This window comes from Agrococcus jenensis (assembly GCF_003752465.1).
In the GTDB taxonomy this organism is placed as follows: Bacteria; Actinomycetota; Actinomycetes; order Actinomycetales; family Microbacteriaceae; genus Agrococcus; species Agrococcus jenensis.
In genome coordinates this window covers 2,432,126-2,447,079 of the sequence record NZ_RKHJ01000001.1, presented here as the reverse complement: position 1 = coordinate 2,447,079, position 14,954 = coordinate 2,432,126, and the positions used below count along the sequence as shown (strand labels likewise).

The following is a 14,954-nucleotide window of genomic DNA, read 5'->3' as shown; positions in this document are numbered from 1 at the left end:
CGTCAGGTGACATCCACGATCTCGAACAGCGCAGAGCTGCACGTCCGCGGCGCCCGCGAGCACAACCTCAAGGACGTCGACCTGCGCATCCCGCGCGACTCCCTCGTGGTGTTCACGGGCCTGTCCGGATCGGGCAAGTCGTCGCTCGCGTTCGACACGATCTTCGCCGAGGGCCAGCGCCGCTACGTCGAGTCGCTCTCCGCCTACGCGCGCCAGTTCCTCGGCCAGGTCGACCGCCCCGACGTCGACTTCATCGAGGGCCTGAGTCCTGCCGTCTCGATCGACCAGAAGTCGACGAACCGCAACCCGCGCTCGACCGTCGGCACGATCACCGAGGTGCACGACTACATGCGCCTGCTGTGGGCGCGCATCGGCGTGCCGCACTGCCCGGTGTGCGGGGAGCGCATCCAGCGCCAGACCGTGCAGCAGATCGCCGACGAGCTCATGGAGCTGCCAGAGCGCACGCGCTTCCAGATCCTCGCGCCCGTCGTGCAGCAGAAGAAGGGCGAGTTCGCCGACCTGCTGCGCAACCTGGTGGCGACCGGCTACTCGCGCGCCATCATCGACGGCGAGCTCGTGCAGCTCGCCGAGGCGCCGGCGCTCAAGAAGCAGCTCAAGCACGACATCTCGGTCGTCGTCGACCGCCTGGTCGCCGAGCCCGGCATGCTCTCGCGCCTCACCGACTCGCTCGAGACCGCCCTGCGGCTCGCCGACGGGCTCGTGACGATCGACTACGTCGACCTCGACGACGACGCGGAGGACCGCCGGCGCATCTTCAGCGAGAAGCTCTCGTGCCCGAACCGGCACCCGGTCGCGCTCACCGAGATCGAGCCGCGCACCTTCTCGTTCAACGCCCCGTTCGGCGCGTGCCCCGAGTGCAACGGCATCGGCACCCGCATGGCGGCCGACCCCGACCTCGTGATCGCCGACGAGGCGCTCTCGATCCGCGAGGGCGCGCTGCTGCCCTGGACGCAGTCGGGCAAGGGGCTCTACACCTACTTCGAGCGGCTGCTCACGGGCCTCGCGAGCGAGCTGCAGTTCTCGCTCGACACCCCGTGGCAGGACCTCGACCCGGATGCGCGCAAGGTCGTGCTGCACGGCACCGACGGCAACGTCATGGTGCAGTGGCGCAACCGCTACGGCCGCCAGCTCAAGTACGCGTCCGGCTACGAGGGCGTCATGCCCTACATCCAGCGCAAGCACGCGGAGGCCGACAGCGACTGGGTGCGCTCGAAGCACGGCGAGTTCCTGCGCGAGGTGCCGTGCCCCGAGTGCGGCGGCGCGCGCCTGCGCCCCGAGGTGCTCAGCGTGCTCGTGCACGGCAGCTCGATCGCCCACGTCTCCGACCTCAGCCTCGACGCCGCGCACGCCTTCATGCGCGACCTCGAGCTCGACGAGCGGGAGGCGACGATCGCCGCTGCCGTGCTGCGCGAGATCCGCGCGCGCCTCGACTTCCTCATCCGCGTCGGCCTCGGGTACCTGTCGCTGTCGCGCGCGGCCGCGACGCTCTCGGGCGGCGAGGCGCAGCGCATCCGGCTCGCGACGCAGATCGGTGCGGGGCTCACCGGCGTGCTCTACGTGCTCGACGAGCCGTCGATCGGCCTCCACCAGCGCGACAACCGCAAGCTCATCGGCACGCTCGAGGCGCTCCGCGACCTCGGCAACACGCTCATCGTCGTCGAGCACGACGAGGACACGATCCGCACCGCCGACTGGGTCGTCGACATCGGCCCGGGGGCGGGGGAGCGCGGCGGCGAGGTCGTGCACTCCGGCAGCTACGAGTCGCTGCTCGAGCACCCGACGTCGCTCACCGGCGCCTACCTCTCGGGCCGCGAGACGATCCCGACGCCGTCGCAGCGCCGGGCGATCGACCCCGACCGGATGCTCCGGGTCGAGGGCGCGCGCGCCAACAACCTGCAGAACGTGACCGTCGACTTCCCGCTCGGCGTCTTCGTCGCGGTCACCGGCGTCTCCGGCTCCGGCAAGTCGACGCTCGTCAACGACATCCTGCACAAGGTGCTCGCGAACGCGCTCAACGGCGCCCGGCAGGTGCCGGCGAAGCACACGCGCGTCACCGGCCTCCACCACCTCGACAAGGTCATCCACGTCGACCAGGGGCCGATCGGGCGCACCCCGCGCTCGAACCCGGCGACCTACACCGGCGTGTTCGACAAGATCCGCAACCTGTTCGCCGACACCGCCGAGGCGAAGGCGCGCGGCTACCTCGCCGGGCGCTTCTCGTTCAACGTGAAGGGCGGTCGCTGCGAGGCCTGCCAGGGCGACGGCACGCTCAAGATCGAGATGAACTTCCTGCCCGACGTCTACGTCGAGTGCGAGGTGTGCAACGGCGCGCGCTACAACCGCGACACGCTCTCGGTGCACTACAAGGGCAAGTCGATCGCCGAGGTGCTGCAGATGCCGATCGAGGAGGCCGCGGAGTTCTTCGCGCCGATCTCGTCGATCCACCGCTACCTCAAGACGCTCGTCGACGTCGGCCTCGGCTACGTGCGGCTCGGGCAGTCCGCCACGACGCTCTCGGGCGGCGAGGCGCAGCGCGTGAAGCTCGCGACCGAGCTCCAGCGCCGCACCTCCGGCCGCGCGATCTACGTGCTCGACGAGCCCACCACCGGCCTGCACTTCGACGACGTGCGCAAGCTGCTCGAGGTGCTCGACGGGCTCGTCGAGAAGGGCAACACCGTGCTGACGATCGAGCATTCGCTCGACGTCATCAAGTCGGCCGACTGGGTGATCGACCTCGGCCCCGAGGGCGGCTCCGGCGGCGGCACGATCGTCGCGACCGGCACGCCCGAGGAGCTCGCGGAGGTGCCCGAGAGCTACACCGGCAGCTTCCTCAAGGAGATGCTGGGCGCGGGAGTCCGATGAGCGCGGGGCGCACCTCCCGCACGGTGCCGTACAAGCCCGCGCCGGGCACCATCCCGACCGCGCCGGGCGTGTACCGCTTCCGCGACGAGCACGAGCGCGTGCTCTACGTCGGCAAGGCGAAGAACCTGCGCCAGCGGCTCTCGAACTACTTCCAGCCGCTCGAGGCGCTGCACGAGCGCACCCGCCGGATGGTGCTCACCGCGGTGCGCGTCGAGTGGACGATCGTCGCGAGCGAGTTCGAGGCGCTGCAGCTCGAGTTCACCTGGATCAAGGAGTACGAGCCGCCGTTCAACGTGCAGTTCCGGGACGACAAGTCGTACCCGTACCTCGCGGTGACGATGGGCGACGACGTGCCCCGCGCGCTCATCACGCGCAACCGCGGCATCCGCGGCGCGCGCTACTTCGGTCCGTACACGAAGGTCTGGGCGATCCGCGAGACGCTCGACCTGCTGCTCAAGGCGTTCCCGATGCGCTCGTGCAGCCAGTCGATCTACGACCGCGCCGAGCGCACCGGCAGGCCGTGCCTGCTCGGCGACATCGGCAAGTGCTCGGCGCCGTGCGTCGGCCGGGTCACGCTCGCCGAGCACCGCGCGACCGCGAACGACCTCGTCGGCTTCATGAACGGCGGCGACCAGGACTTCGTCGACCGCGTGCGCGACGAGATGCAGCGCGCGAGCGCCCGGCTCGAGTTCGAGCGCGCCGCGCGCCTGCGCGACCAGCTCGTCGCCCTCGAGTCGGTGCTCGAGCGCACGAGCGTCGTGCTGTCGGACCGCGTCGACGCCGACGTGCTCGGGCTCGTGCACGACGAGCTCAGCGCGGCGGTGCACCTGTTCGTCGTGCGCGGCGGCCGCATCCGCGGCACGAAGTCGTGGGTCGTCGACACCGAGATCGACCTCACCGAGGGCGAGCTCGCGACCCAGGTGCTGCGCATCGCCTACGACGGCGGCGACCCGCCCGCGCGGGAGGTGCTGCTGCCCAAGCAGCCCGACAGCGTCGCCGAGGTGGAGGCGTGGCTCACCGACCGGCGCGCCGACCACGGCCTGAGCGGCCGCGTCGCGGTGCGGGTGCCGCAGCGGGGCGAGAAGCGGCGCCTCGCCGACTCCGCCGCCGTGAACGCTGCGCACGCGCTGCAGGTGTCGCGCACCAAGCGCACGAGCGACTACGTCACCCGCTCGCAGGCGCTCGCCGACCTGCAGGAGGCGCTCGGCATGGCCGAGGCGCCGCTGCGCATCGAGTGCTTCGACGTCTCGCACCTCGGCGGCACCGGGGTGGTCGCCTCGATGGTCGTGTTCGAGGACGGGCTGCCGCGCAAGGACCAGTACCGGCGCTTCGCGATCGCCCAGACGACCGACGACACCGACTCGATCTACCAGGTGATGACGCGCAGGGCGCGCTACCTCGTCGACGGCGACCCCGACGACACCGGCTCGCGCTTCGCCTACGCGCCGCAGCTGCTGCTCGTCGACGGCGGCCGGCCGCAGGTGCAGGCCGCCAAGCGCGCGCTCGACGAGGCGGGGGTGCGCGGCGTCGCGCTCGCCGGCATCGCGAAGCGCCTCGAGGAGCTGTGGCTGCCCGGCGAGGAGTTCCCGGTGATCCTGCCGCGCTCGAGCGAGGCGCTCTACCTCGTGCAGCGGCTGCGCGACGAGGCGCACCGGGTCGCGATCGGCTACCAGCGGCAGAAGCGCTCGAGCGCGATCGAGTCGCAGCTGAGCGGCATCCCGGGCCTCGGCCCGAACCGCGTGCGCGCGCTGCTCAAGCACTTCGGGTCCGCGAAGCGCGTGCGCGAGGCGAGCCCCGAGCAGCTGCGCGAGGTCGCAGGCGTCGGCCCTGCGCTCGCGCTGACGATCGCACGGGCCCTGGCTGGCGAGCCGAGCGGTGCCGATACGATGGAGGGAGCAGCCCAGCGACAGGAACCGGAAGCGTGAACGCCAGAGAGATCGTCATCATCACCGGCATGTCCGGCGCAGGGCGGACGACCGTCGCGAACGCGCTCGAGGACCTCGGCTGGTTCGTGGTCGACAACCTCCCGCCCACCATGCTGAAGGCGCTCGTGCGCACGGCGGCGACCGGCGACTCGACGGAGCCGAAGCTCGCGATCGTCGTCGACGTGCGCGGCGGCGCCCTGTTCGACGACGCGAAGCGCTTCGTCGAGATGCTGCGCGCCGAGCAGACCGTGCGCGTGCTCTTCCTCGAGGCGAGCGACGCCGAGCTCGTGCGCCGCTACGAGCAGGTGCGCAGGCCCCACCCGCTGCAGGGCGACGGCACGATCCTCGACGGCATCCGCACCGAGCGCACGCGGCTCGAGCCGCTGCGCGGCATGGCCGACGAGCTGCTCGACACGACGGGCCTCAACCCGCACCAGCTCACGCGACGCGTGGGGGAGCGCTTCGCTCCCGGCGGCGAGCTCGAGGTGACCCTCACGGTGATGAGCTTCGGCTTCAAGTACGGGCTGCCGGTCGACGCCGACCTGATCGCCGACATGCGCTTCCTGCCGAACCCGTTCTGGATGCCCGAGCTGCGGGCCACGACGGCACCGAGTCGGTCGTCTCCGAGTACGTGCTGCACCAGCAGGGCGCGGCGGAGTTCGCGGACCGCTACCTCGAGGCGCTCGCGCCCGTGCTCGAGGGGTTCGCGCGCGAGAACAAGCTGCACGCCGTGCTCGGCGTCGGCTGCACCGGCGGCAAGCACCGCTCGGTCGCGATGGCCGAGCACTTCGCGAAGCGCCTCTCCGGCCGGCCCGGGCTGCGGGTCGCCGTGAAGCATCGAGACCTGGGGCGCGAATGACGAGAGGAGCAGGCGTGACACTGACCGACGACGTCAAGGAGGAGCTCGCGCGCGTGCGCGTGACGCGACCCCAGACGAAGGCGGCGGAGGTCGCGACGCTGCTGCGCTTCGCCGGCGGCCTGCACGTGATCTCGAGCCGCGTGGCGGTCGAGAGCGAGCTCGACTCCGCCGCGGTGGCGCGCCGGCTCGCCAAGAGCATCCTGGAGCTGTACGGCGTGCGCGCCGAGATCGCGAAGATCTCGTCGTCGTCGAACCGCACCTCCGGCGCCTACCTCGTGCGCGTGATCGCCGAGGGCGAGACCCTCGCCCGCCAGACCGGGCTCATGGATGCGCGACGCCGCCCGGTGCGCGGGCTGCCGAACAAGGTGACGACGGGCTCGCTCGAGGACCTCGCCGGCATCTGGCGCGGCGCGTTCCTCGCGCAGGGCACGCTCTCCGACCCGGGCCGCTCCGCGGCGCTCGAGGTCGCCTGCCCCGGCAACGAGGCCGCGATGGCGCTCGTCGGCGCGGCCGGCCGCCTCGGCGTCCCCGCGAAGTCGCGCGAGGTGCGCGGTGCGCACCGCGTCGTGATCCGCGAGGGCGAGCCGATCTCGCGCATGCTCACGACGATGGGCGCGCACGAGACGGTGCAGGCGTGGGCCGAGCTGCGCCAGCGCCGCGAGGTGCGCGCGACGGCGAACCGTCTCGTGAACTTCGACGACGCGAACCTGCGCCGCAGCGCCCAGGCAGCGGTCGCGGCCTGCGCCCGCATCGAGCGCGCGCTCGAGATCCTCGCCGACGACGTGCCCGAGCACCTGTCCTACGCGGGCAGGCTGCGGCTCGAGCACCGCGACGCGAGCCTCGACGAGCTCGGCCACCTCGCGAACCCGACGATGACGAAGGACGCGGTGGCCGGACGCATCCGCCGCCTGCTCGCGATGGCCGATCGGGCCGCCCAGGATCGCGGCATCCCCGACACCGAGGCAGCCGTCCCGGACGACATCGACGACTGACCCGGCCCCCAGCCGCGGGACCGCGGCGGTGGCTAGGATCGGAACGACCCACCGGTGCGCCCGGCGCGCCAGAGAGGAGAGCCAGCCATGGCCGTCTACACCCTTCCGGAGCTGCCGTACGACTACGCGGCGCTCGAGCCCCACATCTCCGCGAAGATCATGGAGCTCCACCACGACAAGCACCACAAGACGTACGTCGACGGCGCGAACACCGCGCTCGAGAAGCTCGAGGCCGCGCGCGACGCCGACGACTTCGGCGCCGTGAACAAGCTCGAGAAGGACCTCGCGTTCCACCTCGGCGGCCACACGAACCACACCGTCTTCTGGAACAACCTGTCGGGCGACGGCGGCGGTGAGCCCGAGGGCGAGCTGCAGGCCGCGATCGGCGAGTTCTTCGGCGGCTTCGGCAAGTTCCAGAGCCACTTCAGCCAGAACGCCACGGCCATCCAGGGCTCCGGCTGGTCGGTGCTCGCCTGGGACTCGGTCGGCTCGCGGCTGAACATCTTCCAGCTGTTCGACCAGCAGGGCAACATCCCGGTGGGCACGCACCCCATCCTCATGCTCGACATGTGGGAGCACGCCTTCTACCTCGACTACCTCAACGTCAAGGCGGACTACGTCAAGGCGTTCTGGAACATCGTCAACTGGCAGGATGCGCAGGCACGCTTCGACGCGGCCAAGGCCCAGACCTCCGGCCTCATCCTCCGCTGACCCCCATCGTCACCACGTGACCGGGGCCCCGGGCACCGCCCGGGGCCCTTCCCACCCCGACAGTCAGGAACCCCTCCCATGACTCTGAAGGTCGCCATCAACGGCTTCGGCCGCATCGGCCGCAACTTCGTCCGCGCAGCGCTTGCCCAGGGCGCTGACATCGACGTCGTCGCGGTCAACGATCTCACCGACAACAAGACCCTCGCCCACCTGCTCAAGTACGACTCGGTCGCCGGCGTGCTCGGCGCCGAGGTGGCAGCCGACGAGGGCTCGATCCGGGTCGGCGACGACCAGTTCCGCGGCTTCGCCGAGCGCGACCCCTCGAAGCTCCCGTGGGGCGACCTCGACGTCGACGTCGTGATCGAGTCGACCGGCCGCTTCACCAAGGTGGAGGACGCCTCGGCGCACCTCACCGCCGGCGCGAAGAAGGTCATCCTCTCGGCGCCCGCGAAGGGCCCGGCGCCCACGTTCGTGATGGGCGTGAACCACGACCAGTACGACCCCGAGAACGACCACGTCATCTCGAACGCCTCGTGCACGACGAACTGCCTCGCGCCGCTCGCCAAGGTCTTCCACGAGTCGTTCGGCATCGAGCGCGGCCTCATGACCACGATCCACGCCTACACGGCCGACCAGAACCTCCAGGACGGCCCGCACGAGGACCTCCGCCGCGCCCGCGCGGCCGCGCTGTCGATCATCCCGACGTCGACCGGCGCCGCGAAGGCCATCGGCCTCGTGCTGCCCGAGCTCAACGGCCTGCTCGACGGCTACGCGCTGCGCGTGCCGGTCCCGACCGGCTCGATCACCGACCTGACGGTGCAGACGCGCGACGGCCTCACGGTCGACGAGATCAACGCGGCCTACCGCGCCGCCGCCGAGTCGGGTCCGCTCAAGGGCTACCTGCAGTACACCGACGAGCCGATCGTCTCGTCGGACATCGTCGGCAACTCGTTCTCGTCGATCTACGACTCCGGCCTCACCAAGGTGATGGGCGACCAGGTCAAGATCTCGAGCTGGTACGACAACGAGTGGGGCTACTCCTGCCGCCTGGTCGACCTCGCGGCACTCGTGGGCTCGAAGCTCTGATCCCCATGGCGATCCGCACGCTCGACTCCCTCGGCGACCTCTCCGGCCGCACCGTCCTGATCCGCTGCGACTTCAACGTGCCGCTGCAGGACGGCGTGATCGCCGACGAGGGCCGCATCGTCGCGTCGCTGCCCACCCTTCGGGCCCTGCTCCAGCAGGGCGCGAAGGTGGTGGCGATGTCGCACCTCGGCCGCCCCAAGGGCGCGCCGGAGGCGAAGTACTCGCTCGCCCCCGTCGCCCGACGGCTCGGCGAGCTGCTCGACGCGGAGGTCGCGTTCGCGGCCGACACGGTGGGGGAGGACGCTCACCGCGTGCGGATCGCCCTGCGGGACGGGCAGCTCGCGCTGCTCGAGAACCTGCGCTTCGACCCCCGCGAGACGAGCGACGACGCGGCCGAGCGCGCCTCGTTCGCCGCCGAGCTCGCCGCGGGGGCCGACGCGTTCGTCTCGGACGGCTTCGGCGTCGTCCACCGCGCGCAGGCGAGCGTCGTCGAGATCGCGCAGGTGCTCCCGAGCGCCGCCGGCCTGCTCGTCGAGCGCGAGCTCGAGGTGCTGTCGCGGCTCACCGAGACCCCGGAGCGTCCGTACGCGGTCGTGCTCGGCGGCTCGAAGGTGAGCGACAAGCTCGGCGTCATCGAGCACCTGCTGCCGCGCGTCGACCGCCTGCTCATCGGCGGCGGCATGCTCTTCACGTTCCTGAAGGCGCAGGGCCACGAGGTCGCCTCGAGCCTGCTCGAGGCCGACCAGCTCGATCGCGTGCGGGGCTACCTCGCGCAGGCCGAGGAGCTCGGCGTCGACCTGCTGCTGCCGACCGACGTCGTCGTCGCATCCGCGTTCGCCGCGGACGCCGAGCACGAGACGGTCGCGGCCGACGCGATCGCGGGCTCGCGCTTCGGCGACGCCGGCATCGGCCTCGACATCGGTCCCGACTCGGCCGCCGCGTTCGCGGAGGCCATCCGCGGCGCCCGCACCGTCTTCTGGAACGGCCCGATGGGCGTGTTCGAGATGGAGGCCTTCGCGGCCGGCACGAAGGCCGTCGCGCAGGCGCTCACCGAGGTCGACGGCCTCGCCGTCGTCGGCGGCGGCGACTCCGCCGCGGCCGTGCGCCAGCTCGGCTTCGACGACAGCGCCTTCGGGCACATCTCGACCGGTGGCGGCGCGAGCCTCGAGTTCCTCGAGGGCGCGGCGCTGCCGGGACTGGAAGCACTGGGTTGGGAAGGACGATGATGGCGAACCGCATCCCGCTGATCGCGGGCAACTGGAAGCTGCACCAGGACCATCTGCAGGCGATCGCGCTCGTGCAGAAGCTCGCGTGGACGCTGCAGGACGCGAAGCACGACCACGCGGCGGTCGAGGTCGCGGTGTTCCCGCCCTTCACCGACCTCCGCAGCGTGCAGACGCTCATCTCGGCGGAGCGCTTCGAGCTCCGCTTCGGCGCGCAGGACGTGTCGGAGCACGACTCGGGCGCGCACACCGGCGAGGTGTCGGCCGCGATGCTCGCGAAGCTCGAGTGCTCGTACGCGATCGTCGGCCACTCCGAGCGCCGGCAGCACCACGGCGAGACCGATGCGATCGTCGGCCGCAAGGCCGCCGCCGCGCTCCGCCACGGCGTGACCCCGGTCATCTGCGTCGGCGAGACGGCGGAGGACCTCGAGCAGCACGGCGCCTCGGCGGTGCCCGTCCAGCAGCTGCGCGACGTGCTCGCAGAGCTGCCGGCCTCCGGCGACATCGTCGTCGCGTACGAGCCCGTCTGGGCGATCGGCTCCGGCCAGGCCGCCACGGCCGAGCAGGCGCAGCAGGTGTGCCAGGCGCTGCGGCAGGCGATCGCGGAGGTCCGCGGCGACGAGGCAGCGGCCGCGACGCGCATCCTCTACGGCGGCAGCGTGAAGTCGGGCAACATCGCCGGCTTCATGCGCGAGCCCGACGTCGACGGCGCGCTCGTCGGCGGCGCGAGCCTCGACGCGGCGGAGTTCGCGGCGATCAGCCGGTTCCAGCAGCACGTCGGCACCTGATCGGCTCGCGCCGGAATCGGGCGGCCGGGCATCGCTGCGGTAGGATGCTCGTTGGACTTCTCGTGGACCCGCAGCCGATGCGGGTGCCGCGCATCCGGAAAGAGGGCTAGTGGAGATTCTCCAGATCATCATGCAGGTGATCCTCGGCGTCACATCCGTGCTGCTGACGCTGTTCATCCTGCTGCACAAGGGGCGCGGCGGCGGCCTGTCCGACATGTTCGGCGGCGGCGTCGGCTCGTCGCTCGGCTCGTCGGGCGTCGCTGAGCGCAACCTCAACACGATCACGGTCGTCGTCAGCCTCGCGTGGCTCTCGTCGATCGTCGTGCTCGGCCTCATCACCAAGTTCGCGGGCATCTGATGGCGTCCGGCGGCAGTGCGATCCGTGGCTCCCGCGTCGGCGCGGGCCCCATGGGCGAGCAGGACCGAGGCTTCCACGCCGAGCGCGTGGCCATCTCCTACTGGGACGCGATGGGCAACGAGACGGTGCGCTACTTCGCGGCCGACCTCCCCGAGGACGAGATCCCCGAGGTGATCGACTCCCCGTCGACCGGCCTGCCCGCGGGTCGCGACAAGGAGAACCCGCCCCAGGTGGCGAAGAACGAGCCGTACAAGACGCACCTCGCGTACGTGAAGGAGCGCCGCACCCCCGAGGAGGCGGTCTCGCTCCTCGACGAGGCGCTGCAGAAGCTGCGCTCGTCAGAAGGCCGTGGCTGACCCACGACCTCAGCGACGAAGCGGCCGCCCTCTCGCGAGGGCGGCCGCTTCGTCGTTCGCGCGCACACGGCGCAGGCGAGCGGTCAGCCCCGCGTGTGAGCGATCAGCCCCGCGCGTGAGCGGTCGACCCCGCGCGTGAGCGGTCGATCCCACGTGTGAGTGGTCGATCCCGCGTGTGAGTGGTCGATCCCGCGTGTGAGTGGTCGATCCCGCGTGTGAGTGGTCGATCCCGCGTGTGAGCGGTCGACCCCGCGCGTGAGCGGTCAGTCCCGCGCGTGAGCGGCCACCAGCGTTGCCGCCGGCCTTGGATGCTGCGCGTGCGTCGCGTATACGGGAACTCAGCAGCAGGTGCGGAAGGGGGTGCGTCACGGGATCCTGCGGACCCGTTCCTGCTCGGGTACGCGACTGACGTACGGAGTGGCCACTCAGCTGCAGGCGTGCCCACTCACGTGCGGGAGTGACCACTCACGTGCCGCAGTGACCAGTCACCCGCGGGAGTGACCACTCACGTGCCGCAGTGACCACTCACCTGCGGGGGTGACCAGTCACCCGCGGGAGTGACCACTCACGGGCGGGAGTGACCACTCACCAGCAGGGAGCGGGCAGCGCCGCTACAGGCGGGCGGCCGCGTCCTCGTCGAGCAGCATGAGCGTCTCGAGCCGGCCGTGCACCGCGCCGGCCGGCGCCTCGTCGGCGCTCGCGCCGCTCGCGGCGAGCGCGACGGCGTCCGCCTTGTCGGCACCGGCGACGATGAGCCAGACCCGGTCGGAGGCGTTGATCGCCTCGAGCGTGAAGCTGAGCCGCTCCGGCGGCGGCTTGGGCGAGTCCCGCACGGCGATCACCCGGCTGCCGGTGTCGCGCACGCCCGGCAGGCCGGGGAAGAGCGAGGCGACGTGCGCGTCGGGCCCCATGCCGAGGAGCGTGAGGTCGATGACGCCCACGCCGGCCAGCAGCTCGGTGGCCGCCGCGGCCGCCGCGTCGAGCGACGCTCCGTCGGCAGCCGGCAGCTCGAGCACGCTGCCCGCGGGGATCGGCACCCGGTCGAGCAGCGCCTCCCGCGCCTGGCGCGCGTTGCGGTCCGACGAGTCCGCCTCGACGAAGCGCTCGTCGCTCCAGGTGACGACGACGTGCTCCCAGTCGATGTCGCGGTCGGCGAGCGCGCTCAGCAGCTCGATGCCGACGCTGCCGCCGGTGAGCGCGATGACCGCGCCGCCGCGCTCCGCGATCAGCTCGGCGATCAGCGACGTCAGGCGCTCGGCCGTCGCGGCGACGAGCGCGACGCGGTCGCCCTCGACGATGGCGCGCATCAGCGGCCCTCGAGGGTCGAGACGAGCACCTGGCGGTACATGTCGTCGGCGTCGAGCTTGCGGAGCTCCTCCGCGAGCTGATCCTCGAGCCCCCGGGTCGAGAGCGCGACGTGGTGCGACGGCTGCCCCGGCTGCTCGAGCACGCCGACGGAGTCGCGCACGCGCGTGAGCGAGGAGTCGCCGGTCTCGCGGTGCAGCTCGACGGCGTGCAGGCCGCTCGAGCCCACCGGGGTGTCGCCCGCCTCGACCTTCTCGACCTCGATGCCGAGCCGCAGCTCGAGCCACGCGGCCATGAGGTGCACGCTCGGGTTCGAGAGGTCGCCCGAGACGAGCCCGGAGCGCACCGCCTCGTACGGCGGCTGGTCGAGCAGGGCGGCCAGGTGGCCGCGCCAGTTCGTCAGCCGCGTCCACGCGAGGTCGGTGTCGCCGGGCGCGTAGCAGGCGGCGAGCGAGAGGATCGCGCCGCGCGGATCCTTCTGCTTGCCGGAGTCGGTGATGCGCCGCTGGGCGATCTGGCCCAGCTGCGCGCCCGAGGGGCGGTCGGGCATGAACGACGGCCACCAGGCGACGACCGGCGCATCCGGCAGCAGCAGGCCCTGCACGATGCCGAGCAGGTGCGAGCCGAGCTCGCCGTAGCACTGCAGCAGCACGACCTCGCTCGCACCCGCGTCGGCACCGACCCGCAGCTCCGCGTCGAGGCGCGGCTCCTCCTTGGCGCTCACCCGGTCGGGGTTGCGCGAGACCACGATGACGCGCATCGGGTGCTCGCGGGAGGCGGCGTTCGCGGCGCGGATCGCCTCCTCCTCGGCGCCGATCTGCGTGTGCACGACGAGCGTGAGCACGCGGCCGAGGGCGACGACGCCGCCCTCGTCGCGGATCTCGAGCATGCGCCGCTGCACCTCTGCGGTGGTGGTGCGGGAGAGTCGGATGATCACGGTCGCCTCCAGTGCCTGCCGTCGTGCCCGAGCAGCGCGTTCGCGCTCTGCGGCCCCCACGAGCCGGGCTGGTACTGCTCGATCGGGCCGCCCTCCGCCTCCCAGTGCTCCTCGATCGGGTCGAGGATCTTCCAGGAGAGCTCGACCTCCTCGTGGCGCGGGAAGAGCGGCGGGTCGCCGAGCAGCACGTCGAGGATGAGGCGCTCGTAGGCCTCCGGGCTCTCCTCGGTGAAGGCGTGGCCATAGCCGAAGTCCATCGTCACGTCGCGCACGTGCATCCCCGGGCCCGGCACCTTCGAGCCGAAGCGCATCGACACGCCCTCGTCGGGCTGTACGCGGATGACGAGCGCGTTCTCGCCCATCGTGCGCATGTCGGAGGCGTCGAAGAGGTACTGCGAGGCGCGCTTGAACACGATCGCGATCTCCGTCACCCTGCGGCCGAGCCGCTTGCCGGCGCGCAGGTAGAAGGGCACCCCCGCCCAGCGGCGGGTGTCGACCTCGAGCTTGATCGCCGCGTACGTCTCGGTCGCGGAGTCGGGGCGCATGCCCTCCTCCTGGAGGAAGCCCTTGACGTGCGCGCCGCCGTGCCAGCCGGCGTCGTACTGCCCGCGGGCCGTCGACGACCCGAGGGGGAGGGGCACGCGCGCGGCGCGCAGCACCTTCTCCTTCTCGACGCGCAGGTCGCGCGCGTCGAACGAGACCGGCTCCTCCATCGCGGTGAGCGCGAAGAGCTGCAGCAGGTGGTTCTGGATGACGTCGCGCGCGGCGCCGATGCCGTCGTAGTACCCGGCACGGCCGCCGACGCCGATGTCCTCGGCCATCGTGATCTGCACGTGGTCGATGTGGTTGGCGTTCCAGATCGGCTCCCACAGCGCGTTGGCGAACCGCAGCGCGAGGATGTTCTGGACCGTCTCCTTGCCGAGGTAGTGGTCGATGCGGAAGACGCTGTCGGCGGGGAACACCGACTCGACGACCGCGTTGAGCTCGCGCGCGGAGGCGAGGTCGTGGCCGAAGGGCTTCTCGATCACGACGCGGCGCCAGCGGCCGTCCTCGGACTCGGCGAGCCCCGAGCGCTTCAGCTGCTGGGTGACGAGCGGGAAGGCGTTCGGCGGGATCGAGAGGTAGAAGGCGTGGTTGCCCATCGTGCCGCGCGTCTCGTCGAGCTCGGCGAGCACGTCGGCCAGCCGGTCGAAGGCGTCGTCGTCGTCGAAGTCGCCCTCGACGAAGCGGATGCCCTCGGCGAGCTGCCGCCAGGCGGCCTCGCGGAAGGGCGTGCGGGCGTGCTGCTGCACGGCCTCGCGCACGACCTCGGCGAACTGCTCGTGCGTCCAGTCGCGGCGGCCGAAGCCGACGAGCCCGAAGCCGGGCGGCAGGAGGCCGCGGTTCGACAGGTCGTAGACGGCCGGCAGCAGCTTCTTCCGCGCCAGGTCGCCGGTGACGCCGAAGAACGTCATGGCGTTCGGCCCGGGGATGCGCGTGAGGCGGTGGTCGGAGGCGTCGCGCAGCGGGTTGCGCCCCGCGGCGATGCTCG

General features: G+C 71.8%; 12 protein-coding genes and 1 pseudogene. 10 read left to right on the top strand and 3 right to left on the bottom strand.

Annotation, left to right across the window (positions count from 1 at the left end; translation table 11 throughout):
• Positions 1-6 precede the first annotated feature (6 nt).
• The 10 genes and pseudogenes from uvrA (at position 7) to EDD26_RS12010 (ending at position 11,181) form a co-directional block, all read left to right on the top strand.
• Positions 7-2,883, top strand: coding sequence for an excinuclease ABC subunit UvrA (uvrA, locus tag EDD26_RS12055; protein WP_123697934.1), 2,877 nt, complete (start codon positions 7-9; stop codon positions 2,881-2,883).
• Positions 2,880-4,808, top strand: coding sequence for an excinuclease ABC subunit UvrC (uvrC, locus tag EDD26_RS12050; RefSeq protein WP_123697933.1), 1,929 nt, complete (start codon positions 2,880-2,882; stop codon positions 4,806-4,808). Before uvrA ends, uvrC begins: the two co-directional genes overlap by 4 nt.
• Before the next feature lie 29 nt (positions 4,809-4,837).
• Positions 4,838-5,667 (top strand): annotated as a pseudogene (rapZ, locus tag EDD26_RS12045) (RNase adapter RapZ).
• A 14-nt stretch (positions 5,668-5,681) separates the two neighbouring features.
• Complete coding sequence (gene whiA / locus EDD26_RS12040; protein WP_123697932.1) at positions 5,682-6,659, top strand: DNA-binding protein WhiA; 978 nt, start codon at positions 5,682-5,684, stop codon at positions 6,657-6,659.
• An 87-nt stretch (positions 6,660-6,746) separates the two neighbouring features.
• Complete coding sequence (locus EDD26_RS12035) at positions 6,747-7,370, top strand: superoxide dismutase (RefSeq protein ID WP_123697931.1); 624 nt, start codon at positions 6,747-6,749, stop codon at positions 7,368-7,370.
• Positions 7,371-7,448: 78 nt separating this feature from the next.
• Entirely contained in the window at positions 7,449-8,456 is a 1,008-nt protein-coding gene (gap, locus tag EDD26_RS12030; RefSeq protein ID WP_123697930.1) for a type I glyceraldehyde-3-phosphate dehydrogenase, read from the top strand.
• A 5-nt stretch (positions 8,457-8,461) separates the two neighbouring features.
• Positions 8,462-9,682: a phosphoglycerate kinase gene (locus EDD26_RS12025; protein WP_123697929.1), complete on the top strand. Its 1,221-nt coding sequence runs from the start codon at positions 8,462-8,464 to the stop codon at positions 9,680-9,682.
• Positions 9,682-10,467 carry a triose-phosphate isomerase gene (gene tpiA / locus EDD26_RS12020; protein ID WP_123697928.1) on the top strand — a complete coding sequence of 262 codons (786 nt, stop codon included), beginning with the start codon at positions 9,682-9,684 and terminating at the stop codon, positions 10,465-10,467. The genes EDD26_RS12025 and tpiA overlap by 1 nt, the downstream gene beginning before the upstream one ends.
• Before the next feature lie 109 nt (positions 10,468-10,576).
• Positions 10,577-10,825 carry a preprotein translocase subunit SecG gene (gene secG / locus EDD26_RS12015; RefSeq protein WP_123697927.1) on the top strand — a complete coding sequence of 83 codons (249 nt, stop codon included), beginning with the start codon at positions 10,577-10,579 and terminating at the stop codon, positions 10,823-10,825.
• Positions 10,825-11,181 (top strand): RNA polymerase-binding protein RbpA, encoded by a 357-nt coding sequence (locus EDD26_RS12010; RefSeq protein WP_123697926.1) that lies wholly within the window; start codon positions 10,825-10,827, stop codon positions 11,179-11,181. The genes secG and EDD26_RS12010 overlap by 1 nt, the downstream gene beginning before the upstream one ends.
• A 611-nt stretch (positions 11,182-11,792) precedes the next feature.
• Here the strand turns inward: EDD26_RS12010 and pgl are convergent.
• The 3 genes from pgl to zwf are packed head-to-tail and all read right to left on the bottom strand — an operon-like array spanning position 11,793 to position 14,949.
• Positions 11,793-12,488 carry a 6-phosphogluconolactonase gene (gene pgl, locus EDD26_RS12005; RefSeq protein ID WP_123697925.1) on the bottom strand — a complete coding sequence of 232 codons (696 nt, stop codon included), beginning with the start codon at positions 12,486-12,488 and terminating at the stop codon, positions 11,793-11,795.
• The gene (locus EDD26_RS12000; protein ID WP_123697924.1) at positions 12,488-13,423 is read right to left on the bottom strand and encodes a glucose-6-phosphate dehydrogenase assembly protein OpcA; all 936 of its coding nucleotides are present in this window, start codon (positions 13,421-13,423) and stop codon (positions 12,488-12,490) included. Before EDD26_RS12000 ends, pgl begins: the two co-directional genes overlap by 1 nt.
• A complete protein-coding gene (gene zwf, locus EDD26_RS11995) occupies positions 13,420-14,949 on the bottom strand; it encodes a glucose-6-phosphate dehydrogenase (RefSeq protein WP_245990102.1) in 1,530 nt (509 codons plus the stop codon). The genes EDD26_RS12000 and zwf overlap by 4 nt, the downstream gene beginning before the upstream one ends.
• Positions 14,950-14,954: the final 5 nt, after the last annotated feature.

Excerpts from the sequence above, each read along its gene's own strand:
- uvrC (WP_123697933.1), top strand. The coding sequence starts at position 2,880 with ATGAGCGCGGGGCGCACCTCCCGCACGGTGCCGTACAAGCCCGCGCCG.
- EDD26_RS12035 (WP_123697931.1), top strand. The coding sequence starts at position 6,747 with ATGGCCGTCTACACCCTTCCGGAGCTGCCGTACGACTACGCGGCGCTC.
- gap (WP_123697930.1), top strand. The coding sequence starts at position 7,449 with ATGACTCTGAAGGTCGCCATCAACGGCTTCGGCCGCATCGGCCGCAAC.
- EDD26_RS12025 (WP_123697929.1), top strand. The coding sequence starts at position 8,462 with ATGGCGATCCGCACGCTCGACTCCCTCGGCGACCTCTCCGGCCGCACC.
- tpiA (WP_123697928.1), top strand. The coding sequence starts at position 9,682 with ATGGCGAACCGCATCCCGCTGATCGCGGGCAACTGGAAGCTGCACCAG.
- EDD26_RS12010 (WP_123697926.1), top strand. The coding sequence starts at position 10,825 with ATGGCGTCCGGCGGCAGTGCGATCCGTGGCTCCCGCGTCGGCGCGGGC.
- pgl (WP_123697925.1), bottom strand. The coding sequence starts at position 12,488 with ATGCGCGCCATCGTCGAGGGCGACCGCGTCGCGCTCGTCGCCGCGACG.